At 74.8% G+C, this 19,357-nt stretch carries 22 protein-coding genes; 10 read left to right on the forward strand and 12 right to left on the reverse strand.

Features of this window, described 5'->3' with window-relative positions:
• Window positions 1-30: 30 nt before the first annotated feature.
• Window positions 31-381 carry a VOC family protein gene (locus ACIQPR_RS19965; protein ID WP_403649993.1) on the reverse strand — a complete coding sequence of 117 codons (351 nt, stop codon included), beginning with the start codon at window positions 379-381 and terminating at the stop codon, window positions 31-33.
• A 242-nt stretch (window positions 382-623) separates the two neighbouring features.
• Here ACIQPR_RS19965 and ACIQPR_RS19970 point away from each other — a divergent pair, with 242 nt between their 5' ends.
• From ACIQPR_RS19970 to ACIQPR_RS19990, 5 genes are read left to right on the forward strand one after another with little or no spacing between them, the layout of a single operon-like run.
• A complete protein-coding gene (locus ACIQPR_RS19970) occupies window positions 624-1,916 on the forward strand; it encodes an NAD(P)/FAD-dependent oxidoreductase (RefSeq protein ID WP_403649996.1) in 1,293 nt (430 codons plus the stop codon).
• Window positions 1,913-2,644 (forward strand): DUF1365 domain-containing protein, encoded by a 732-nt coding sequence (locus ACIQPR_RS19975; RefSeq protein ID WP_403650000.1) that lies wholly within the window; start codon window positions 1,913-1,915, stop codon window positions 2,642-2,644. The genes ACIQPR_RS19970 and ACIQPR_RS19975 overlap by 4 nt, the downstream gene beginning before the upstream one ends.
• Window positions 2,641-3,939 (forward strand): class I SAM-dependent methyltransferase, encoded by a 1,299-nt coding sequence (locus tag ACIQPR_RS19980; RefSeq protein ID WP_403650003.1) that lies wholly within the window; start codon window positions 2,641-2,643, stop codon window positions 3,937-3,939. The genes ACIQPR_RS19975 and ACIQPR_RS19980 overlap by 4 nt, the downstream gene beginning before the upstream one ends.
• Window positions 3,936-4,775 (forward strand): DUF1295 domain-containing protein, encoded by an 840-nt coding sequence (locus ACIQPR_RS19985; RefSeq protein WP_403650006.1) that lies wholly within the window; start codon window positions 3,936-3,938, stop codon window positions 4,773-4,775. The genes ACIQPR_RS19980 and ACIQPR_RS19985 overlap by 4 nt, the downstream gene beginning before the upstream one ends.
• Before the next feature lie 53 nt (window positions 4,776-4,828).
• On the forward strand, window positions 4,829-5,521 hold the full coding sequence (locus tag ACIQPR_RS19990) for an alpha/beta hydrolase (protein ID WP_403650625.1): 693 nt from the start codon (window positions 4,829-4,831) through the stop codon (window positions 5,519-5,521).
• Here ACIQPR_RS19990 and ACIQPR_RS19995 read toward each other — a convergent pair.
• From ACIQPR_RS19995 to sigK, 7 genes are all read right to left on the reverse strand, one after another.
• Window positions 5,491-6,408, reverse strand: coding sequence for a YihY/virulence factor BrkB family protein (locus ACIQPR_RS19995; RefSeq protein WP_403650009.1), 918 nt, complete (start codon window positions 6,406-6,408; stop codon window positions 5,491-5,493). The two genes, ACIQPR_RS19990 and ACIQPR_RS19995, sit on opposite strands and share 31 nt — an antisense overlap.
• Entirely contained in the window at window positions 6,398-6,985 is a 588-nt protein-coding gene (locus ACIQPR_RS20000; RefSeq protein ID WP_403650011.1) for a hypothetical protein, read from the reverse strand. The genes ACIQPR_RS19995 and ACIQPR_RS20000 overlap by 11 nt, the downstream gene beginning before the upstream one ends.
• The gene (locus tag ACIQPR_RS20005; RefSeq protein ID WP_403650014.1) at window positions 6,985-7,938 is read right to left on the reverse strand and encodes a DUF6286 domain-containing Asp23/Gls24 family envelope stress response protein; all 954 of its coding nucleotides are present in this window, start codon (window positions 7,936-7,938) and stop codon (window positions 6,985-6,987) included. The genes ACIQPR_RS20000 and ACIQPR_RS20005 overlap by 1 nt, the downstream gene beginning before the upstream one ends.
• Window positions 7,935-8,120 (reverse strand): hypothetical protein, encoded by a 186-nt coding sequence (locus ACIQPR_RS20010; RefSeq protein ID WP_403650017.1) that lies wholly within the window; start codon window positions 8,118-8,120, stop codon window positions 7,935-7,937. The genes ACIQPR_RS20005 and ACIQPR_RS20010 overlap by 4 nt, the downstream gene beginning before the upstream one ends.
• 48 nt (window positions 8,121-8,168) lie before the next feature.
• Entirely contained in the window at window positions 8,169-8,663 is a 495-nt protein-coding gene (locus ACIQPR_RS20015) for an Asp23/Gls24 family envelope stress response protein (RefSeq protein ID WP_403650020.1), read from the reverse strand.
• A gap of 88 nt (window positions 8,664-8,751) precedes the next feature.
• On the reverse strand, window positions 8,752-9,507 hold the full coding sequence (locus ACIQPR_RS20020; protein ID WP_403650022.1) for an anti-sigma factor domain-containing protein: 756 nt from the start codon (window positions 9,505-9,507) through the stop codon (window positions 8,752-8,754).
• Window positions 9,504-10,088: an ECF RNA polymerase sigma factor SigK gene (sigK, locus tag ACIQPR_RS20025; RefSeq protein WP_403650025.1), complete on the reverse strand. Its 585-nt coding sequence runs from the start codon at window positions 10,086-10,088 to the stop codon at window positions 9,504-9,506. Before sigK ends, ACIQPR_RS20020 begins: the two co-directional genes overlap by 4 nt.
• 177 nt (window positions 10,089-10,265) lie before the next feature.
• On the opposite strand from sigK, the gene ACIQPR_RS20030 reads away from it, so the two are divergent.
• Window positions 10,266-10,751 (forward strand): cation:proton antiporter regulatory subunit, encoded by a 486-nt coding sequence (locus ACIQPR_RS20030; RefSeq protein ID WP_403650028.1) that lies wholly within the window; start codon window positions 10,266-10,268, stop codon window positions 10,749-10,751.
• A gap of 5 nt (window positions 10,752-10,756) precedes the next feature.
• On the forward strand, window positions 10,757-11,992 hold the full coding sequence (locus ACIQPR_RS20035; RefSeq protein ID WP_403650031.1) for a cation:proton antiporter: 1,236 nt from the start codon (window positions 10,757-10,759) through the stop codon (window positions 11,990-11,992).
• 27 nt (window positions 11,993-12,019) lie between these two features.
• On the opposite strand, the gene ACIQPR_RS20040 is transcribed toward ACIQPR_RS20035, so the two are convergent.
• Complete coding sequence (locus ACIQPR_RS20040) at window positions 12,020-13,447, reverse strand: hypothetical protein (RefSeq protein ID WP_403650034.1); 1,428 nt, start codon at window positions 13,445-13,447, stop codon at window positions 12,020-12,022.
• Window positions 13,448-13,560: 113 nt separating this feature from the next.
• On the opposite strand from ACIQPR_RS20040, the gene ACIQPR_RS20045 reads away from it, so the two are divergent.
• Window positions 13,561-14,790 carry a molybdopterin-dependent oxidoreductase gene (locus tag ACIQPR_RS20045; RefSeq protein ID WP_403650037.1) on the forward strand — a complete coding sequence of 410 codons (1,230 nt, stop codon included), beginning with the start codon at window positions 13,561-13,563 and terminating at the stop codon, window positions 14,788-14,790.
• A 364-nt stretch (window positions 14,791-15,154) separates the two neighbouring features.
• On the opposite strand, the gene ACIQPR_RS20050 is transcribed toward ACIQPR_RS20045, so the two are convergent.
• The 3 genes from ACIQPR_RS20050 to ACIQPR_RS20060 are packed head-to-tail and all read right to left on the reverse strand — an operon-like array spanning window position 15,155 to window position 17,378.
• Entirely contained in the window at window positions 15,155-15,952 is a 798-nt protein-coding gene (locus tag ACIQPR_RS20050; RefSeq protein ID WP_403650627.1) for a class I SAM-dependent methyltransferase, read from the reverse strand.
• 59 nt (window positions 15,953-16,011) lie between these two features.
• Window positions 16,012-16,629 (reverse strand): DUF2064 domain-containing protein, encoded by a 618-nt coding sequence (locus ACIQPR_RS20055; protein WP_403650039.1) that lies wholly within the window; start codon window positions 16,627-16,629, stop codon window positions 16,012-16,014.
• Window positions 16,626-17,378 (reverse strand): glycosyltransferase family 2 protein, encoded by a 753-nt coding sequence (locus tag ACIQPR_RS20060; RefSeq protein WP_403650042.1) that lies wholly within the window; start codon window positions 17,376-17,378, stop codon window positions 16,626-16,628. The genes ACIQPR_RS20055 and ACIQPR_RS20060 overlap by 4 nt, the downstream gene beginning before the upstream one ends.
• A 105-nt stretch (window positions 17,379-17,483) precedes the next feature.
• Here ACIQPR_RS20060 and ACIQPR_RS20065 point away from each other — a divergent pair, with 105 nt between their 5' ends.
• Both ACIQPR_RS20065 and ACIQPR_RS20070 read left to right on the forward strand, forming a co-directional pair.
• A complete protein-coding gene (locus ACIQPR_RS20065) occupies window positions 17,484-18,239 on the forward strand; it encodes a response regulator transcription factor (RefSeq protein ID WP_403650045.1) in 756 nt (251 codons plus the stop codon).
• Window positions 18,240-18,241: 2 nt separating this feature from the next.
• Window positions 18,242-19,354 carry a sensor histidine kinase gene (locus ACIQPR_RS20070; protein WP_403650048.1) on the forward strand — a complete coding sequence of 371 codons (1,113 nt, stop codon included), beginning with the start codon at window positions 18,242-18,244 and terminating at the stop codon, window positions 19,352-19,354.
• The last annotated feature ends 3 nt before the right edge of the window (window positions 19,355-19,357 follow it).

Here is a 19,357-nt window from a genome sequence, read left to right on the forward strand (position 1 = left end):
CGCGCGGTGACCGGAGCTGCGCCGGCGGTGTCAGGCGGCCGGATTCTGCGTCAGCCCGACGAAGTTCCCGTCCGCGTCCTTCACGAAGGCGATCAGCTTGCCGCCGCCGACGTCCTGGACGTCCTGGACCAGCTCGGCCCCCGCCTCCACCATCGCCGCGAGCCGCGTGCGGATGTCGTCCACCGTCCAGTACGGCACCGGCCCGGTCATGCCCCGGGCGTGCCCGTTCGGGTCCAGACCGACGTCCTGCCCGGCCGCCTTGTAGCCGACGTAGTACGCCTCGTCCGCGTACGGCTCGACCCCCAGCAGGGCGCCGAACAGGGCCTTCGCGCGCTCCAGGTCCTTGACGGGGTAGATGATCGTGTTCAGGCCGTCGGTCATGGCGAGCTCCTCCGTGCAGCGTGCTCCGGCGGATTTCGCCGGTGGATCCAGGCTAGGACGGGGAGCGGGCGGCGGCTTCTCCGATCCTGACCGGCTGCCGCGCGGGGGCGGCTCAGGCCGCTGAAGCCCGGCCCGGCCTCACCCGCCGGGGATCGTCGGCGATCGTGGCCAATCCGCCGCCCGACCTGCTCCGGATTACGCGCGGACCCCCGTTTCCGAGGGGGCGCGACGGGAGGCGGGCGATGGAGCGGACGGCTGGGGCTTCGGGGCGGCGGACGGCCGTGATCGGTTCCGGGGTGGCGGGGCTGACCGCCGCGTACATCCTGGGCGGTGCCGGTCACGTCACCCTCTACGAGGCCGACGACCGGCTCGGCGGGCACGCGCACACCCACGAGCTGACCTCGCCGTACGACGGGCGGGTGCACCGCGTCGACTCCGGGTTCATCGTGCACAACCGGCGCACCTACCCGCGGCTGCTGCGGCTCTTCGACGAACTCGGCGTCGCCACCCAGGAGTCGGAGATGAGCATGTCGGTACGGTGCGAGGGCTGCGGTCTGGAGTACGCGGGCGCGCGCGGCCCGGCCGGACTGTTCGCGCGGCCCCGCAACCTCGTGCGCGGCCCCTATCTGCGGCTGCTGGCCGAGGTGCCCGCCTTCCACCGCGCCGCCCGCCGACTGCTCGCCGAGGACTCCGGACAGGCGCTCACCCTGGGCGAGTTCATGGACCGCGAGGGCTACTCCGCCTATTTCCGCAGCCACTTCATGGCACCGGTGGTGTCGGCCGTGTGGTCCTGCGACGCCGTCACCGCCCAACGCTACCCGGCGGCCTACCTGTTCAGGTTCCTGGAGCACCACGGCATGCTCTCGGTCGGCGGCTCGCCGGTGTGGCGGACGGTCACCGGCGGCTCGCGCTCCTACGTCGACCGGATCGCCAAGCACCTCGGCGGGACCGGCGAGATCCGCACCGGCACCCCGGTCCGCGCCGTGCGCCGCCACGCGGACGGCGCCGACGTCACCGCCGAGGACGGCACCACGCAGTCGTACGACGCGGTGGTCGTCGCCGTCCACCCCGACCAGGCGCTGCGCCTGCTCGCCGACCCGACCGGGCGGGAGCGCGAGGTGCTCGGCGCGTTCCGCTACTCCCGCAACACCACCCTCCTGCACACCGACACCCGGCTGCTGCCCCGCGCGCCCGGCGCCCGCGCGTCCTGGAACTACCTGATGCCTTCCTGCACCGCCGACTCCGGCCGGGTGCGGGTGAGTTACGACATGAACCGGCTGCAACGCCTCGACGCCGCCGAGACCTTCGTGGTCACCCTCGGCGGCGAGGACCGGGTCGACCCCGACCGGGTACTGGCCCGCATGGTCTACGAACACCCCGTCTACACACCGGAGTCGGTGGCCGCGCAGCAGCACCTGCCCGAACTGGCCACCGACGTCTGCGCGTTCGCGGGCGCCTACCATGGCTGGGGCTTCCACGAGGACGGCTGCCGGTCGGGCGTGGAGGCCGCCGCGGCACTGGGGGTGCGCTGGTGACCACCGAACCCGCCCTCTACACCTGCACGATCGCCCATGTGCGCACCGCGCCCCGGCGGTACACGCTGCGCCACCGCACCTACATGTGGCTCGTCGACCCCGACCACCCGCCCCGACTGCCCTACCTGCTGCGCCCGTTGGCCCGGTTCGACCCGCGCGACCACTTCACCGGCGACCGGCCCTCGATCCGGGCCGGACTCGACGACTTCCTCGCCGGGCACGGCATCCACCTCGACGGCGGCCGGGTGCTGATGCTCACCCACGCACGGGTGCTCGGGTACGTGTTCAACCCCCTGACCCTGTACTGGTGTCACGGCCCGGACGGCCGAACACGCTGTGTCGTCGCGGAAGTCCACAACACCTACGGCGGACGGCACAGCTACCTGCTGCACCCGGACGGCTCCGGCATCGCGCGCGCCGAGAAGACGTTCTACGTCTCGCCGTTCTTCCCCGTCGACGGCGGCTACCGCATGCGCCTGCCGCGGCCCGCGGACCGGCTCGACCTGACCGTGCACCTCGACCGCGAGGGCGGCCGGGCCTTCACCGCGACCGTCCGGGGCACCCGGCACGCCGTGAGCACCGCGGCCCTGCTGCGGCTGGCGCTGCGCCACCCCTGGTCCACCCTCGCCGTGTCGGCCGCGATCCGCGTCCACGGCATCCGCCTCTACCTGCGGGGACTGCCCGTCCAGCCCCGCCCCGACCACCGCACCCCGGAGACCACAGCATGAGGACAGCAGAGCCCCGCGACGACGCGGACGGGCAGCACACCGCCGCCACCCGGAGCGAACCCGCGCCCGCCCGCTGGCCGGACATCACCTCCGTACCGGCCGCCTCCCGCCCCCGCACGGCCGTCACCGCGGCCCTGGTCCGGCGGGCCCTCGGGCGGCTGCCGCTGCGCGCCCGGTTCGCCGGTTCCGGGGACGTCGGGCTGGGCGGGCCGCTGATCGAGGTGCGTGACCCCGCCGCCTTCCACGCCCGCGTCGGGACCGGCGGCCTGGTCGGGTTCGGCGAGTCCTACATGGCCGGCGAGTGGGACGCCCCCGACCTGGTGGCCGCCCTCACCGTCCTCGCCACGGACGCCGGCGGCCTGATCCCGGCCCCGCTGCAACGGCTGCGTGCCCTGTGGGCGCCACGCCATCCGCACGCCGAGCGCAACACCCCCGACGGTTCGCGCGCCAACATCAGCCGCCACTACGACCTCTCCAACGAGCTGTTCGCCCTCTTCCTCGACGACACCCTCAGCTACTCCGCCGCCGTCTTCCGCGGCTTCCCCGCGCACCGGGACCTGTTCGCCGCCGCTCAGCACCGCAAGATCGACCGGCTGCTCGACCTCGCGGACGTCGGCGCGGGCACCCGCCTGCTGGAGATCGGCACCGGCTGGGGCGAACTCGCCCTGCGGGCCGCCGCCCGGGGCGCCCACGTCACCTCGCTCACCCTCTCCGCGGAGCAACGGCGGCTGGCACTGGAGCGGGTGCGCGCGGCCGGACTCGACGACCGCGTCCGCGTCGAACTGCGCGACTACCGCGAGGCCCGCGGCACCTACGACGCGGTCGTCAGCGTGGAGATGATCGAGGCGGTCGGCGCCGAGTTCTGGCCCGTGTACTTCCGCGCGCTGGACCAACGGCTGGTCCCCGGCGGCCGGTTGGCGCTCCAGGCCATCACCATGCCGCACGAGCGGATGCTCGCCAGCCGCGACACCTTCACCTGGATCCACAAGTACGTCTTCCCCGGCGGCCTGATCCCCTCCACCCGCGCGATCGAGGAGACCGTCCGCGACCACACCGCGCTCGAACTCGCCGGCCGCGACGGCTTCGGCGCCCACTACGCGGAGACGCTGCGGCTGTGGCGCGAGCGGTTCACCGAGCGGACCGACGACGTCGAGGCACTCGGCTTCGACGCCGTCTTCCGCCGCCTGTGGACCTTCTATCTGGCCTACTCCGAGGCCGGGTTCAGGTCCGGCTACCTCGACGTGCAGCAGTACCTCTTCACCAAGGGGAACCCCGTCGCGGGGGGCCGGTCGTGAGCGGCTTCCCCTGGGGCGCCTTCGCGCTCAACCTCGCATGGGCCGCCGCCGCTGCCCTCGCGGTCATGCTCGTGACCTTCGCCGTCGCGGTCCGCAAGGGCATGCACCGGATCGTGGACGTCGCCTGGGGCATCGCCTTCACGGCGGTGGCCGCCGTGACCCTCGCGGCCTCCGCCGGGCACGGCGATCCCGTACGACGACTGCTGGTGACCGTACTGACGGCGGTGTGGGGGCTGCGGCTCGCCGCGCACATCGCGCGCCGGGGCCGGGGGCACGGCGAGGACCCGCGCTACGAGGCGCTGCTCGCCAAGGCGCCGGGCGGCCGGAACGCGTACGCGTTCCGTACCGTCTACCTGTTGCAGGGCGCCCTCGTCTGGCTGGTGTCGCTGCCCGTGCAGGCCGCGCAGTACGTGCCCGGCCCGTCCTCGCCCCTGCTGCTGGCGGCCGGTACGGCGCTGTGGGCGGTCGGGGTCGGCTTCGAGGCGGTGGGGGACGCCCAGTTGGCCCGGTTCCGGGCCGATCCCGCCCACCGGGGCCGGATCATGGACCGGGGACTGTGGGCGTGGACCCGGCACCCCAACTACTTCGGGGACTTCTGCGTCTGGTGGGGCCTGTTCCTGTTCGTCTGCGACTCGTCGGCGGCGGCGACCGTGTCCCTGGTCTCCCCGCTGGTGATGAGCGCGCTGCTGACCCGGGGCAGCGGGAAACGGCTGCTGGAGCGGCACATGGCCGACCGGCCCGGGTACGCCGCGTACACGGCCCGCACGAGCGGCTTCTTCCCCCGGCCGCCCCGGCGCCGGGGCGGGGGACCGGACGGGGGAGGATCATCTCCGTGAACCGCGACCCGCGGGGCGCGGGCAGGCCGGAACACCGGAACAGGGGGCACACCGTGGTGCAGCAGGACGAGACCGAACTTCCGCCGCCCGCGCTGCTGGTCCGGCACCGTCCGGCCCGGCCGCGGGCGGCCGTCCTGGTCCTGCACGGCGGCCAGGAGACGAGCCACCGTCCCACCAGCCCCTGGCAGCTCGCCGCGCTGCGGATGGGCCCGTTCGCGCGGGCGGTGTCCGGCGACGACGTCCTCGTCGCCCGGGCCCGCTACCGCGTGCGCGGCTGGAACGGCGAGAGCGCCGACCCCGCTCAGGACACCCGCCGGGCGCTGGACGAACTCGCCGAACTGACCGGCCCCGTACCGACCGTGCTGCTCGGCCACTCGATGGGCGGCCGGGCCGCCCTGCGCGCCGCCGGTCACCCGCAGGTGCGCGGTGTGGTCGCGCTCGCGCCGTGGTGGCCGCCGGGCGAACCGGTGGAGCAGACGGCCGGCCGGTACGTCATGTGTCTGCACGGCGACCGGGACCGCGTCACCTCACCCACCGAATCCGCCGACTGCGTGCGCCGCGCGCGGGCCACGGCGACCCGTGCCGCGATGGCCTTCGTCGGCGGCGGCGATCACGCCATGATCCGCCGCCACCGCCTCTGGCACGACACCACCGCGGCCCTCGTCGCCCACCTCCTCGACCCGGCGGGCACGCCGGACCCGTTCCCCGAGGAGTCCTACGGGACGGCCGGCTTCCCCGTGCTGTGACCGGGTGACCCGGCATCCGGCGCGGCCAGTTCCGCGGCGAACTGCGCCCCCGTGAGCAGCGCCAGGTTGGACAGCCACAGCCAGACGAGGAAGACGACGATGCCCGAGAGCGAGCCGTAGAGCCTGCTGTAGGTGCCGAGGGTCGAGGCGTACGACGAGAAGCCCGCCGAGACCGTCAGCCACAGGGCGGCGGCCAGGGCGCCGCCGGGCAGGCTGTGCCCGCGCCGGCGCGCGGCGGCCGGGCCGGTGTGGAAGACGACCACGACCAGGAGCGCCACCAGGCACAGCAGCACCGGCCAGCGCAGCAGCCGCCACGCGAGGGCGGCGGTGCTGCCCATGCCGAAGGTCCGGCCGACGACCTCCGCGAGCGGACCGGTCAGCAGCAGGGCGAGCGAGCCCACGAGCAGCAGGCCGAGCAGCACGAGCGCGGTGAGCACGATGCGGTGCGCCTTGCGCCAGGTCGAACGCCGGTCCTCGGTGCGGTGCATCCGGTGCAGGGCGCGGCGGAACACGGCGAGATAGCTGGAGGCCGACCACAGCGCGCTGCCCGCACCCGTCACGAGCAGCGGCCAGGCCGTGCCGTCCGCCGTCAGGGCGTGCGACAGGAGGGTGTGCAGATCGGCACCCGAGTCGGCCGGGGCGTACGCGGCGACATGGCTGATGAACTCCTCCGCCGTGTCCGGGCTGATCATCCCGAACCCCAGGACCGTCGCCAGCATCGCGGGGAGCACGGCCAGGATCGCGTAGTACGTCAGCGCCGCCGCGTAGTCCGTGATGTCGTCGTTCCACAGTGCGACCGGCGTCCGCCGCAGCGCGGGCCACCAGGCGGCGGGCGGCCGGACCCCGGCCACCCGGCGGGCCCGGCCGGCGTACGGCTCAGCGGACATGGGGCATGCGGTGCGCGGCGGCGCTCAGCCGGATCCTGGTGTGCACGGTGTACGGCTCCGCCGCCCGTCCGGCCTCCGCCGCCACCGCGCGCAGGGCGGGCAGGACGGCGCCGGGAGGCGTGTCGGGCGCCAGCCGGACCCGCAGGTCCGCCTCCAGCCGCCTGCCCCGCCGGGGCGTCACCCGGGCCCGCCCGCCGACGACGCCCGGCACGGCGAGGACCCGTTCCGTCAGCGCGGCGGACAGCGCCTGGGGCCGCACCGTGCAGCCCGGGGCGGGCAGGGCGAGCCGCCGGCCCGTGCCGGCCCGGCGCAGCCGCGCCAGGGACAGCCACGCGAACAGCACGGTCAGTCCGATCGCCGCCGCCATGACGGCGGGCGTCCACCAGCCCGCCCCGCGCCACCGCGCCAGCCGGTCCCCGTCCAGCAGGACGGTCCCGGCCGCCGGAGCGGGCCACCAGGCCGGCAGCCGCTGCGCGAGCGCGCGATCACCGGCGGCGAGCCAGACACCCCCGAGCAGCAGCGCCACTCCTACGGCCCCCAGGGCCGCCCGGTCCACGGCCGTACGGATGGAGCGCATCAGACGTCACCTCCCGCCGCACGCACGGACACGGACAGGGGGACGGGTGCGGTGGCGTCCGTCGTCTTCGGCGCGGGCGGCTGCCAGGCCGGCTCGGGTACGACCGTGACCCGCAGGCGGGGGGCACGGCCCAGGAGACAGGCGTCCAGAGTGTCCTGGGCGGCGGTCGTGGCGGCCAGGCGCGCGGCCGACCGGTCGCCGAACGCGAGCCCGGCCCGCACGGTGACCCGCCCGCGCCGCACCCGCACCCGTACCGCTCCGACACCGGGCACGTCCCCCACCGCGTCGCGGACCAGGGACGCCACCGCCGAACGGTCCACCGCCGCGTCGACGCGGTCCGCCGAGGTGCGGACCGGTGACTGACGGCGCCGGCCCGGCGTGAGCGCCAGCGTCACCATGCAGACGCCGGTCAGGGCCAGCAGCACACCCCCGACGACCACGGCCGGGTCGCCGGGCCCGTGCGCGGACAGCCAGTGCACGGCGGAGACCCGCCAGCCCGCGGCGGCCCGGTGCGCGAGGTGGACCCGCACCAGGTCGAAGGCGAGCGCACCGCACCCCACGGCGGCGACGGAGGTCAACAGGGCCACGGGGAACCGCCGTCGGGACCACCAGCGCCGGGCCGTACGACGCTCACGAGGCTCCGGCACGGCCGCTTCGGCGGACGTCACCACGGCGAGCGAGGTGACACCGACCCGGGCGGCCGGTACCTGAAGGCCCGTCAACTCCCGTGTGCGCTCGACGACATGGCGCTGGACTTCGCGCACCGTCTCGGCGAGCGGAGCCGGGTAGGGGAGTGTCACCCCGAGGGACAGTTCCGCCCTCCGGCCGCGCACGGACGCCGAGGCCCGCGCGTCGCCCCGCCCCGGCAGCGCCTCGGCGCCCGCCCGCTCGGCGATCCTGCGCACCGCCCGCTCGGACACCGTGGTGGTGCCGCGCCGCGCGGCGCCGCTCATCGACGGTTCCGTTCGAACGCGTCCCGTACGTCCCGGACGCTGCCGCCGCCCTCGACCCAGCGGCCCGCGGCCCAGCCCAGGGCGCCCAGCGCGGCCACGAGCAGGAAGGCGCCGAAGCCGCCGAACCAGCCCGCGAACGCCAGGGCCATGCCGGCGATCATCCCTACCAACGGTGTGCTCATGCCCGTCCACCTCTCACCCGGATCCCCTTCTGCCCCTGCTCGGACGCGCTACTCCACGCGGGCCGCGTCCGCGTTCGCGGAGTTCTCGTCCTCGGGCAGGTGGACGTCGTTGACCGTGACGTTCACCTCGACCACCTCAAGGCCGGTGATGCGCTCCACGGCCGCGATCACGTTCTCCCGGACATCGCTCGCGACGTCCATCACGGACACGCCGTACTCCACGACGAGGTCCAGGTCGACGGCCGTCTGCCGCTCGCCCACCTCGACCTTCACCCCGCGCCCCACGTTGGGCCGGCCGCCGGGCACCCGGTCGCGCACGGCGCCGATGCTCCGCGAGAGGCCGCCGCCCATGTCGTACACACCGGGGATCTCCCGGGCGGCGATGCCCGCCACCTTCACGACGACGACATCGGCGATGGACGTACGGCCCCGGCTCGCGGCGGGCTGGTCGGCTCCCGAAGTGCCGCCGGACACGGCCGTCGTGGTCTGGGGCAGGCGGTTGGTGGGGAGGTCCTTGACTGCCGGCGCGGTCTGGGTGCTCATGGCGTTCCTCTTTCCGTTGTCCGTCTTGCTCGTCCACTTCTTCGACCCGCCTCCGGCCGGCGTGTGACGCGGGTTCCGGAAAAACCTCTCAGGTCGGGAAGGCCAGCAGGGCGACCGGGGCGGAGGTGGGTGTCGTCGAACCGCCGTCCGGTTCGACGGTGACGCCCAGCCCCGAGGCGCCGTCGACCGCGCCGCGCAGCAGGACGGCCTGGTCGGCGCGCGCCGGGTCCATCAGGCCCGCCGACCGCATGGTGCCGGCGTCGTCGAACCACAGCTGGTAGACCTTGCCGCCGGGCGGCCGGGCCATCCCGGAGACGACGAACACGGCCCGGTCCCGCTCCCGCGAGACGACGACGGTACCGGTGGCGCCGCCGGTCAGGACGGCGGCCCGGGTCCTGGCGTCCGGCGCGGCCAGCACGGAGGCGATCTCCTCCGCCGTCTGCCGTGAACTGCGCGCCTGGGCACGGGCGTTGTCGGCCTGCTGGTGCTGCCACAGGGCGGTGCCGCCGAGCGCGGTGGCCGCCGCGAGGCAGGCGGCGAGCGCCCACCGGGACAGCGCGCGGGCGCGCCGGCCGGACCGCGCGGGGAGCGCCGGGGACGGTGTCCTGCCGGGGGTGTCCTGGCGGACCGTGGTGATCCGGCGCAGCACCTGTTCGCGCAGCTCGGGGGCGGGCGCCGTGGTGACGGCGAGGGCCAGCCGGGCGGCGGTGGCGGAGAGTTCGGCGGCCTCCTGGGCGCAGGCCGCGCAGCCCGGCAGATGCCGTTCGAAGGCCGCGTTCTCCTCGTCGGACAGGGCGTGCAGGGCGTAGGCGCCGGTCAGCAGGTGCGGGTCGGGGGTCGTCACGCGGTCACTCCCAGGCAGTCGCGCAGCCGGATGAGTCCGTCGCGCAGTCGGGTCTTCACGGTCCCCAGCGGAAGCGCCAGCGCCTCCGCGACCTCGCGGTAGGTCAGTCCGCGGTAGTACGCCAGGGTCACGGCCTGGCGCTGCAACTCGGTCAGCGTGCGCAGACAGCGCCGCACCTGTTCCCGTTCGAGCCGGGCCTCCACGTGCTCGGCCACCTCGTCGTACTCGGGCAGCCGGTCCAGCAGCGCGGCCTTGTGGTCGCGGGCCGCCGCGGCGTCCACCGAGCGGACCCGGTCGATGGCACGGCGATGGGCCAGCGTGAGGATCCAGTTGATCGCCGTACCCCGGTCGGACCGGTAGCGCGGAGCGGTCCGCCACACCTCCACCAGCACCTCCTGTGTCACCTCCTCCGACTGCGCCAGATCGCGCAGCACGGACCGTACGACCCCCAGCACCGGCCCCGCCACGACGTCGTAGACACCGGCGAACGCGTCCTCGTCGCCGAGCGCGACCCGGCCCACCAGCTCCGCCAGGTCGGGGCCGGCCGGCTCTTTTCTTCCGATATGTACTGCTTCTTTCACCGAGGGCCTCCGCAGTGTGGACATGTCCGGGCGTAATCCGTTCCTGCCGAGCCACCGGATTGGTTGCGGCGAGGACGAAATGCGTGGTCAGTGGCGGTGCTTTGGTCAAGAGCTGTTAAAGCAGGGTCAAGAACGTGTAAGGTTCACGGAGATCTGCGAGGAACAGGGGGAGAGGTCATGGGCACTCCACGCGTGAGCAGTACGCCGCTGCCGGGGATCGGCGTCCGGTACGACCTGACGACACGTGAGCACCGCGTGCTGTCGGTGGTCGCGCACCGGGACGGCGAGCGGACCCTCAACGCCTACCGGTCGGACGACCCCGACGCCTGCGCCCTGTCCGTACGGCTCACCACGACGGAGACGGCCGCGCTCGTCGACGCCCTGCTGCCCGAGCACCACAGCCCGAACCTGCTGTCCACCACCGAACTGGGGCTGGTCGCCGAGCGCATCCAGCTGTCCGCGCTCTCCTACTGGAACGGGCGGGTGCTGGGCGAGACCCGGATGCGCACCGAGACCGGAGTCTCGATCGTGGCCGTGCTGCGCCGGGCCGAGGCCGTGCCCTCCCCGACACCGGACTTCCGGCTGGCCGGCGGGGACACCCTGATCGTGATCGGCACCCGCGAGGGCGTCGAGTCGGCCGCCGCGATACTCGGGCGGGAGTGAGCGCGATGCACTCCTCCGCGAGATTCCTGATCGAGTTCGGCGCGATCATCCTGGCCCTCGGCCTGCTGGGCCGGTTCGCCGCGCGCTTCCAGTTCTCCCCGATACCGCTCTACCTCCTGGCCGGTCTCGCCTTCGGCGAGGGCGGACTGCTGCCCCTGGGCACCAGCGAGGAGTTCGTCGCCATCGGCGCCGAGATCGGTGTCATCCTCCTGCTGCTGATGCTCGGCCTGGAGTACACGGCCAGCGATCTCGTCTCCAACCTCAAGACCCAGTACAGCGCGGGTCTCGTCGACGCGGCCCTCAACGCGCTGCCCGGTGCCGCCATGGCGCTGCTGCTCGGCTGGGGACCGGTCGCCGCGGTGGTGCTGGCCGGGGTCACCTGGATCTCCTCCTCCGGCGTCATCGCCAAGGTCCTGGGCGACCTGGGCCGCCTCGGCAACCGCGAGACCCCCGTCATCCTGAGCATCCTCGTCCTCGAAGACCTCTCGATGGCCGTCTACCTCCCGATCATCACCGCCCTGCTCGCCGGCACCGGCCTCGCCTCCGGCAGCGTCACGCTCGTCGTCGCCCTCGGCGCGGCGGCCCTGGTCCTGCTGGTCGCGGTGCGCTACGGCCGGCACATCTCCCGCTTCGTCTCCAGCGACGACCCCGAGAAGCTGCTGCTGGTCGTCCTCGGCCTGACCCTGCTGGTCGCGGGCCTCGCCCAGCAGCTCCAGGTCTCCGCCGCCGTGGGCGCGTTCCTGGTCGGCATCGCCCTCTCCGGCGAAGCCGCGGAGGGCGCCCACAACCTGCTCTCCCCGCTGCGCGACCTGTTCGCCGCCGTGTTCTTCGTCTTCTTCGGCCTGCACACCGACCCGGCGAGCATCCCGCCCGTCCTGCTGCCCGCGCTCGCCCTGGCGGTCGTCACCGCGGGCACGAAGATCGCCACCGGGTACTGGGCGGCCCGCCGCGCGGGCATCTCCGCCAAGGGCCGCTGGCGGGCGGGCGGCACGCTGGTCGCCCGCGGCGAGTTCTCCATCGTCATCGCCGGCCTCGCCGTCACCGCCGGCATCGAACCCTCCCTCGGCCCCCTGGCGACGGCGTACGTGCTGATCCTGGTCGTCGTCGGTCCGCTCAGCGCCCGCTACACCGAGCCGCTGGCCACCTGGCTGACCGGACGCCGACGGGAGCGGGCCGCCGCCCCGGCCGACGCGGAAGGCACCGCGAGCAGTACGGCCCCGGAGCCGCACGAGGTCGCGTAGGTCCCTGCGGGCGCGCCGCGCCGGTCCTCACCAGCCCGTCAGGAGCAGGTGGTTGAGGAGCAGGGCCAGCGCGGCCTGCGCGGTGAGCCAGGCACGGGGGCGGGGGAGGAACGCGCAGGCGGGAAGCAGCCACAGCGCGAAGGGCAGCCAGATGCGTTCCGTCTCCGCCTTGCTCATCCCGGAGAGATCCGCCACGAGCAGGGCGATCAGCGCGGCGAACACCAGCAGGGCGAGCCGGAGTTGGGGCGCGGCGGTGCGGAAACAGGCGCGCAGGTCCGGGAGTCGGGGGCGTACCGGTGCGCTGCCCGCCCGGCGCAGGCCCGCCACCGTCGCCGGGCCCACGATCAGCGCGGTGCAGGCCAGGTCGGCCCACACCCAGTAGCCGTACGGCCTGATCCCGCCGACGCCCTCGTAGTAGCGGGTGATCAACAGGCGGTACGCCTCCCACCAGTTGAAGCCCAGCAGCGTGAACACCGCGGGTACGACGGCGAGTCCCGCGACGACGTACGGGAGCGGGCCGAGCCGTCGGTGGCCGAGCAGCAGCGCGGCGCCCGCGATCAGCGCGAACAGCGTGAGCCCGTACGACAGATACACGGTGAGGCCGAGGAGCAGCCCGGCCGCCAGGCCCGTCGCGCGCGGGCGGCGGCCGGTGACCGCGAGGGCGAGGAACGCCACCGCCCAGGCGGCGACCGCCGCGAAGTACCCGTCCGCCGACGTGCCCATCCACACGGCGGCCGGGGCCGACACCAGGAACGGGGCGGCGCGGCGCGCGAGTTGCTCGTCGGCGAGCGCGCGCACGGCGACCAGGACCGCCGCGCCCGCCGTCGCCCCTACGGTGATGCACCAGACGCCCGCCCAGCCCCCGCCGCCCAGTCCGATCCGGTCCAGGAGGACGAAGGTGACGGTGGCCGCCGGGGGATGCCCGGCGATGTGCGCGGGCCAGGGCGCGGGCGAGTGGCTCAGGATGTGGTGGGTGAAGTCGCGCAGGGCGGCGGGGATGTCGTGGAAGCGGCCGATCACCGTGAGGTACTCGTTCGTCGTCGTCAGCCGTCCCGCGATGCCGCGCTGCCAGCCGTCGACCAGGGCCAGCGAGAACGTCCACGCCACGGCGGTGCCCCACACCGTCAACAGCAGTGCCCGCCAGGGGAGTCGGGCGGCCACGACGGGACCGTGGGCGACCACCGCGACCGCTAGAGCGAGGGCCGCCGGGGTGCCGGGGCCGACGTGCGGCTCCCACTGGGCGAACACGGGCGGCAGGCCCACGAACAGCGAGTGGTGGCGGCGCTGGATCGCGCCGCCGACCAGCCCCGCCACCAGCACGAGCAGCGCGGCGGCCAGAGCGGCCGACAGATCGCGGACGTGGTCGCGCGGCCTGCGGCCCGGAGCGTCCTGGCAACGGTCGGCGGGGCGGGCGCTCCGGTCGCGCCCGCGGTCGACGAGAAGATCGCGGTTCACATCGTCACGCTAGGCCGGGGCACGCGGGGCGGAGCCCGCGCCGGGGCGGACGTCAGGGTTTCGTCATGGTTCGCGAACCCGTTCGGGGGGTGTCCCCGGCCTACGGTCGGGGCATGCCACGCTCCCCCTCCTCACCCGCCTTCTGGCGCAGCCCGCTGCGCGGCCCCTGGTTCACCTCCGTGCTGGGCGTCGTGCTGCTCGTCGGGATCACCGTGCTGTTCGTGACCGGTCTGCTGTCGTACGCCGCCTACAACCCGGACCTCTCGCCGGTGAACGACCAGACCCCGGACAAGGGCCTGTTGGGCTTCTACCTCTTCGCCTGGCCGACCGACCCGTCCTGGCTGTACCGCCTCACCCAGGGCACGCACGTCACCCTCGGCATCACGCTGATCCCCGTCCTGCTGGCGAAGCTGTGGTCGGTCGTCCCCAAGCTGTTCGCCCTGCCGCCGGCCCGCTCCCTCGCCCACGCGCTGGAACGCCTCTCGCTGCTCCTCCTCGTGGGCGGCGGCCTCTTCGAGTTCACCACGGGCGTGCTCAACGTCCAGCTCGACTACGTCTTCCCCGGCTCCTTCTACCCCCTGCACTTCTACGGCGCCTGGGTCTTCTTCGCCGCCTTCCTCGCCCACGCCGCCCTCAAGACACCGGCGGCCCTGCGTAACCTCCGCCGTGAACTCCCCGCCAAGGAAAGCGAGTTGATCTCGCCCGACCCCGCCGAACCCACCGTCTCGCGGCGCGGCGCCCTCGGCGTGGTCGGCGGCGGATCGCTGCTGCTGTTCGGCACGACCGCGGGCCGGGGCTTCGACGGACCGCTGCGCGAGACGGCCCTGCTCGCACCGCACGGCGGACCCGAACCGGGCTCCGGACCCGGCGCCTTCCAGATCAACAAGACGGCGGCGGCGGTCGGCATCGACGACCGGGAGACGTCCGAGGACGCGTGGCGCCTGGTGGTCGGGGGCAACGGCCGCACGGTCCGCCTCGACCGGGCCGCACTGCTCCGACTCCCGCTGCACAGCGCCGCGTTGCCCATCGCCTGCGTGGAGGGCTGGTCGACCTCCGACCAGTGGTGGCGGGGCGTACGGCTGCGCGACCTGGCGGCACTCGTCGGCTACGACGCGGACACGGCCCCCGACGTCCTGGTGGAGTCCCTGCAACGGCACGGGGCGTTCCGCCGGTCCGCCCTGCGCGACAACCAGGTCCGCGACCCGCGCTCGCTCCTCGCCCTGTTCGTCAACGGCGCGGACCTCACCCCCGACCACGGCTACCCGGCACGCGTCATCGTCCCCGCCGCACCCGGCGTGCTGAACACCAAGTGGGTGGCCCGTCTGACCTTCGGAGACCTGTGATGCGCGTACGTGGACCTGCGACGCGTGTACGGCGACCTGTGACGCGCGTGCCGTTCCGGCGGCCGGCCCTCGGCAGCCCGCTGCAACTCCTGCTGTCGGCCTGCTCGTTCGCGCTCGCGGGCTACGCGGGGGTACGGCTGCTCGCGGACGACCGGTTCGGGGTGGCGCTGTGGTGGGCGGGCGCGGCGGTGCTGCACGACCTGGTGCTGCTCCCCTTGTACGCGGGCGCGGACCGGGCGCTCGTCCGGGTGCTGGGCGCCGCCGGACACCGGGACTGGACGGGTCACGTCCGCGTCCCGGCCCTCCTCTCCGGCCTCCTGCTGCTGGTGTGGTTCCCGCTGATCAGCGGGGAGGTCGCCGACCGCTACCGGTCCGCCACCACGCTCCCCGGCGACGGGTTCCTGTCCCGCTGGCTGCTGATCACGGCGGTGCTGTTCGGCGGCTCGGCCGCGCTGCTCGCCCTGCGGTCGCTGCGGCTGCTGAGGCCGCCGCGACGGCGCAGGGCGAGGAAGGAGCGGTCGTCGGCCGTCCACTGACCCTCCGGGCGCCACCCCGCCCGGCCCGCGTGGCGCAACAGGGCCGGGGTGCCGAGCCGGGCCCACGGGAAGGAAGCGCCGGAGGCTCCACGGCCGTCCGCGACCCGCACCCGCACTCGCTCGTCGACGTCGACCGGAGCGGTCTCCACGACCAACAGCCCGCCATCGGTGAGGAGTTGGGCCATCCGCCGCAACAGGGCGTGCGGGTCGCCGCCGATGCCGACGTTGCCGTCGATGAGGAGGGCGGTGTCCCAGCGGCCCTCGCCGGGGACGGGTTCGAAGACGGACCGGCGCAGCGCCTGCCCGCCCAGCCGGACGGTGCGCGCGACGGCCGCCTCACTGACGTCGATGCCCAGGACCGGCCGCCCCTGGGCGGCGAGCGCCGCGACGAGCCGCCCCGGCCCGCAGCCCACGTCGAGCACGGCCCCCTCGCAGCGGCGCAGCACCTCCCGGTCCGCCGCGTCGGCCTCCGCGCACCAGCGCTCCACCTCCAGCGGCAGCAGCCAGCCGTCGGTACGGCGCAGGAAGAGCGGGCCGCGACCGGCGCGCAGCGCGTCCGTGTAAGGGTCGGCGGACCACGGGCGGGCGGCGGAGTCCGGGGGCGGGCCGTCGACGAGCGCGCTCACCGGGCACGGGCCCTCGCCGGTCGTCGTCGGCACCGGCCGCTGTGCCGCACGCGCCTCACTCACCCGCCGACTCCCGTCCTCAGCCGCGCCAGTTCCCTCGCGAACCGGCCCTGCGGCGCCTCGGCGGCGACCAGTTCGGCGTCGTAGGCCGTGTCGACGTCCCGCAGCGGCGGGAGGTCGCGGACGCGCAGGCCCGCGCCGGTCAGCCGGGCGCGCTGGACGGCGCCGGTGGCCGGTGTCGACATCGGCACACCGAGCAGGAGCGCCGGGTCGGGCTCGGCGAGGCCGAGCGCCCAGAAGCCGCCGTCCTCGGCCGGACCGAAGTACGCGTCGCAGTCGGCGAAGTCGACGGTGAGGAGCGCGGGCGTCACCTGCGGGGTGTCCATGCCGATCAGCAGCGCGGGCCCGGCGCAGCCCGCGAAGGCGGCGGCCAGGCGTGCGTCGAGCCCGCCGCCGCACTGCGGTACGACATCGAAGCCCGGCGGCAGCCAGCGGCCCGGCGCCCCGTCGAGCACCAGCACCCGCCGCCGCGCGGGCGTCGCCAGCACCGCGTCCAGGGTGTCGGCGAGCGCGGCCTCGGCGAGCGCGGCGGCCTCCTCGGGCGTGAACGGCGGAGTCAGCCGGGTCTTCACCCGTCCCGGCCGCGGCTCCTTGGCGATGACGAGAAGGGTGGTCACCGGGAAGGCGCTCCTTGGGGTGAGGGGGCGATGGCCGGCCCGCCCGCGGGCGCCGGGGGTTCGGCCAGTACCCGGCGCATGTCCGCCACCGCCTGCCAGGTGCCGCGCCAGGTCCCGGTGACCTTGGAGGCGCCGGTGCGCGGCAGATACGGCACGTCGTGCTCGGCGACGCGCAGCCCCGCGTCGGCGGCACGCACCACCATCTGGAGCGGATAGCCGCTGCGGCGGTCCGTGAGGCCGAGCGCGAGCAGCTGAGTGCGCCGGGCCGCCCGCAGCGGGCCGACGTCGCCCAGGCGCAGCCCGGTGCGGCGGCGCAGCATCCGGGCCAGCGCGAGATTGCCCGCCCGGGCGTGCGCGGGCCAGGCCCCGCGCCCCTGCGGCCGACGCCGGCCGAGCACGAGATCGGCCTCGCCCGCGCGCACCTCGCGCACGAAGTCCACCAGCAGGGCCGGATCCAGCGAGGCGTCGCAGTCGCAGAAGCACACGATGTCCGCGGTGGCGGCCAGCAGCCCGGCGTGGCAGGCGGCGCCGAACCCGCGGCGCTCCTCGCGGACGACGCTCGCGCCGAGGTCGTGGGCGAGGGCCGCCGAGCCGTCCGTGGACCCGTTGTCCACGACCAGCGCGCGCCAGCCTCGCGGGACGCGGGCCAGCACCCACGGCAGGGCCTCGGCCTCGTTCAGACAGGGGAGGACCAGGTCGACGGGCGCCGGGTCCGGTGGTGGTGGGGGAGAGGTCGTCACGGCTTTCACCCTACGAGCGCGAATCCGGCATACCGGACTCCGGTTCCTTACGAAACGCGGACGTCGAGGCGGCCGGGCCGAGCGGCGGAGGCGGCCGGTGGGACCCTGGAAGACATGCAGCAGCCGTACGAATCCCCAGGTGCCGGGCCCGCCCCGAGCGGGCCCGCGCACCCGACGCGCATCCTCGTGGTCGACGACGATCCGACCGTCGCCGAGGTCGTCTCCGGATACCTCGACCGCGCCGGCCACCTCGTGGACCGAGCCGAGGACGGGCCGGGCGCGCTCGCCCGGGCCGCCGCGCACTGGCCGGACCTGGTGGTCCTCGACCTGATGCTGCCGGGCATGGACGGACTTGAGGTGTGCCGTCGGCTGCGCGGCCACGGACCCGTGCCGGTCATCATGCTGACCGCGCGCGGCGACGAGGACGACCGGATCCTCGGTCTGGAGGTCGGCGCCGACGACTACGTCACCAAGCCGTTCAGCCCGCGCGAACTCGTCCTGCGGGTGGAGTCCGTGCTGCGCCGCAGCGGCCCCCCGCCCGTGACCCGCCCCCTGCGCTCGGCGGGACTCACCGCCGACCCCGCCGCCCGCCGCGCCACCAAGAACGGCAGCGAACTCGCCCTCACCCTGCGGGAGTTCGACCTCCTCGCCCATTTCCTGCGGCACCCCGGCCGGGCCTTCAGCCGGGAGGACCTGATGCGGGAGGTGTGGGGATGGGACTTCGGTGACCTGTCGACCGTCACCGTGCACGTACGGCGCCTGCGCGGCAAGGTCGAGGACGATCCCGCCAGACCCCGCCTGATCCAGACCGTGTGGGGCGTCGGCTACCGCTTCGAACCCGCCCGCGCGGACTCCGCCGAGGAGCGCTGACCATGCGCGACATGCTGCTCATCGCCCTGTACGCCTTTCTGGGCGCCGCCGGTGCCGGGGTGCTCGGCGCGGGCGCGCTGTGGCTGCTGCGCCGGCGCTCGCTCACCGCGTCCGTGTCCGTGGTCGCCGCCGTCGCGGTGACGGCGATGCTCGCGGGCACGCTCGCGGTCGCGCAGGCGATGTTCCTGTCCTCGCACGACCTGTCCGTCGTCACCACCGTCGTCGCCATGGCGGCCGTGGTCTCGCTGGCCAGCGCGGTGCTGCTCGGCCGCTGGGTCGTCGCCCGCAGTCGTGAACTCGCCCGCGCCGCACGGGACTTCGGTGACGGCGGCGACTTCTCGGCCCCCGAGGGCCCGGCGACCGCCGAACTCGCCGACCTCAGCCGGGAGTTGGCCGCGACCAGCGCGAAGCTCGCCGAATCCCGAGACCGCGAACGCGCGTTGGAGTCCTCCCGCCGCGAACTCGTCGCCTGGATCTCCCACGACCTGCGCACCCCGCTCGCCGGACTGCGCGCGATGTCCGAGGCCCTGGAGGACGGGGTCGCCGCCGACCCCGACCGCTATCTGCGCCAGATCCGCACCGAGGTCGAACGCCTCAACGACATGGTCGGCGACCTCTTCGAACTCTCCCGCATACACGCCGGGACCCTCACACTCTCCCCGTCCCGGATGTCGCTCTACGACCTGATCGGCGACGCCCTCGCCGGCGCGGACCCGCTCGCCCGCGAGCACGGCGTGCGGCTGGTCGGCGACCCGATCGCGGCCGTCCCGGTCGAGGTGGACGGCCGCGAGATGAGCCGCGTGCTGGGGAACCTGCTGGTCAACGCGATCCGCCGGACCCCGGCCGACGGCACGGTCGCGGTCGCCGCCGAACGGTCCGCCGAGGGAGTGGTCCTGTCCGTGACGGACGGCTGCGGCGGCATCCCGGAGGAGGACCTGCCCCGCGTCTTCGACACGGGCTGGCGCGGCACCCACGCCCGGACACCCCCGGCCGGAGCTGGCCTGGGCCTGGCCATCGTGCGCGGCATCGTGGAGGCCCACCAGGGCCGGGCCGCCGTCCGCAACGTCACCGGCGGCTGCCGCTTCGAGGTGACCCTGCCGATGGCCGAGGGATAGCCG

The sequence above is a fragment of the Streptomyces sp. NPDC091280 genome (assembly GCF_044768565.1).
Classification (GTDB): domain Bacteria; phylum Actinomycetota; class Actinomycetes; order Streptomycetales; family Streptomycetaceae; genus Streptomyces.

Bases quoted from the DNA above. Each gene is read 5' to 3' on its own strand.
- ACIQPR_RS20065 (WP_403650045.1), top strand. From the start codon at position 17,484: ATGCAGCAGCCGTACGAATCCCCAGGTGCCGGGCCCGCCCCGAGCGGG.
- ACIQPR_RS19970 (WP_403649996.1), top strand. From the start codon at position 624: ATGGAGCGGACGGCTGGGGCTTCGGGGCGGCGGACGGCCGTGATCGGT.
- ACIQPR_RS20045 (WP_403650037.1), top strand. From the start codon at position 13,561: ATGCCACGCTCCCCCTCCTCACCCGCCTTCTGGCGCAGCCCGCTGCGC.
- ACIQPR_RS20030 (WP_403650028.1), top strand. From the start codon at position 10,266: ATGGGCACTCCACGCGTGAGCAGTACGCCGCTGCCGGGGATCGGCGTC.
- ACIQPR_RS19980 (WP_403650003.1), top strand. From the start codon at position 2,641: ATGAGGACAGCAGAGCCCCGCGACGACGCGGACGGGCAGCACACCGCC.
- ACIQPR_RS20010 (WP_403650017.1), bottom strand. From the start codon at position 8,120: ATGAGCACACCGTTGGTAGGGATGATCGCCGGCATGGCCCTGGCGTTC.
- ACIQPR_RS19995 (WP_403650009.1), bottom strand. From the start codon at position 6,408: ATGTCCGCTGAGCCGTACGCCGGCCGGGCCCGCCGGGTGGCCGGGGTC.
- ACIQPR_RS19965 (WP_403649993.1), bottom strand. From the start codon at position 381: ATGACCGACGGCCTGAACACGATCATCTACCCCGTCAAGGACCTGGAG.
- ACIQPR_RS20000 (WP_403650011.1), bottom strand. From the start codon at position 6,985: ATGCGCTCCATCCGTACGGCCGTGGACCGGGCGGCCCTGGGGGCCGTA.
- ACIQPR_RS20005 (WP_403650014.1), bottom strand. From the start codon at position 7,938: ATGAGCGGCGCCGCGCGGCGCGGCACCACCACGGTGTCCGAGCGGGCG.
- ACIQPR_RS20035 (WP_403650031.1), top strand. From the start codon at position 10,757: ATGCACTCCTCCGCGAGATTCCTGATCGAGTTCGGCGCGATCATCCTG.
- ACIQPR_RS20015 (WP_403650020.1), bottom strand. From the start codon at position 8,663: ATGAGCACCCAGACCGCGCCGGCAGTCAAGGACCTCCCCACCAACCGC.
- ACIQPR_RS20070 (WP_403650048.1), top strand. From the start codon at position 18,242: ATGCGCGACATGCTGCTCATCGCCCTGTACGCCTTTCTGGGCGCCGCC.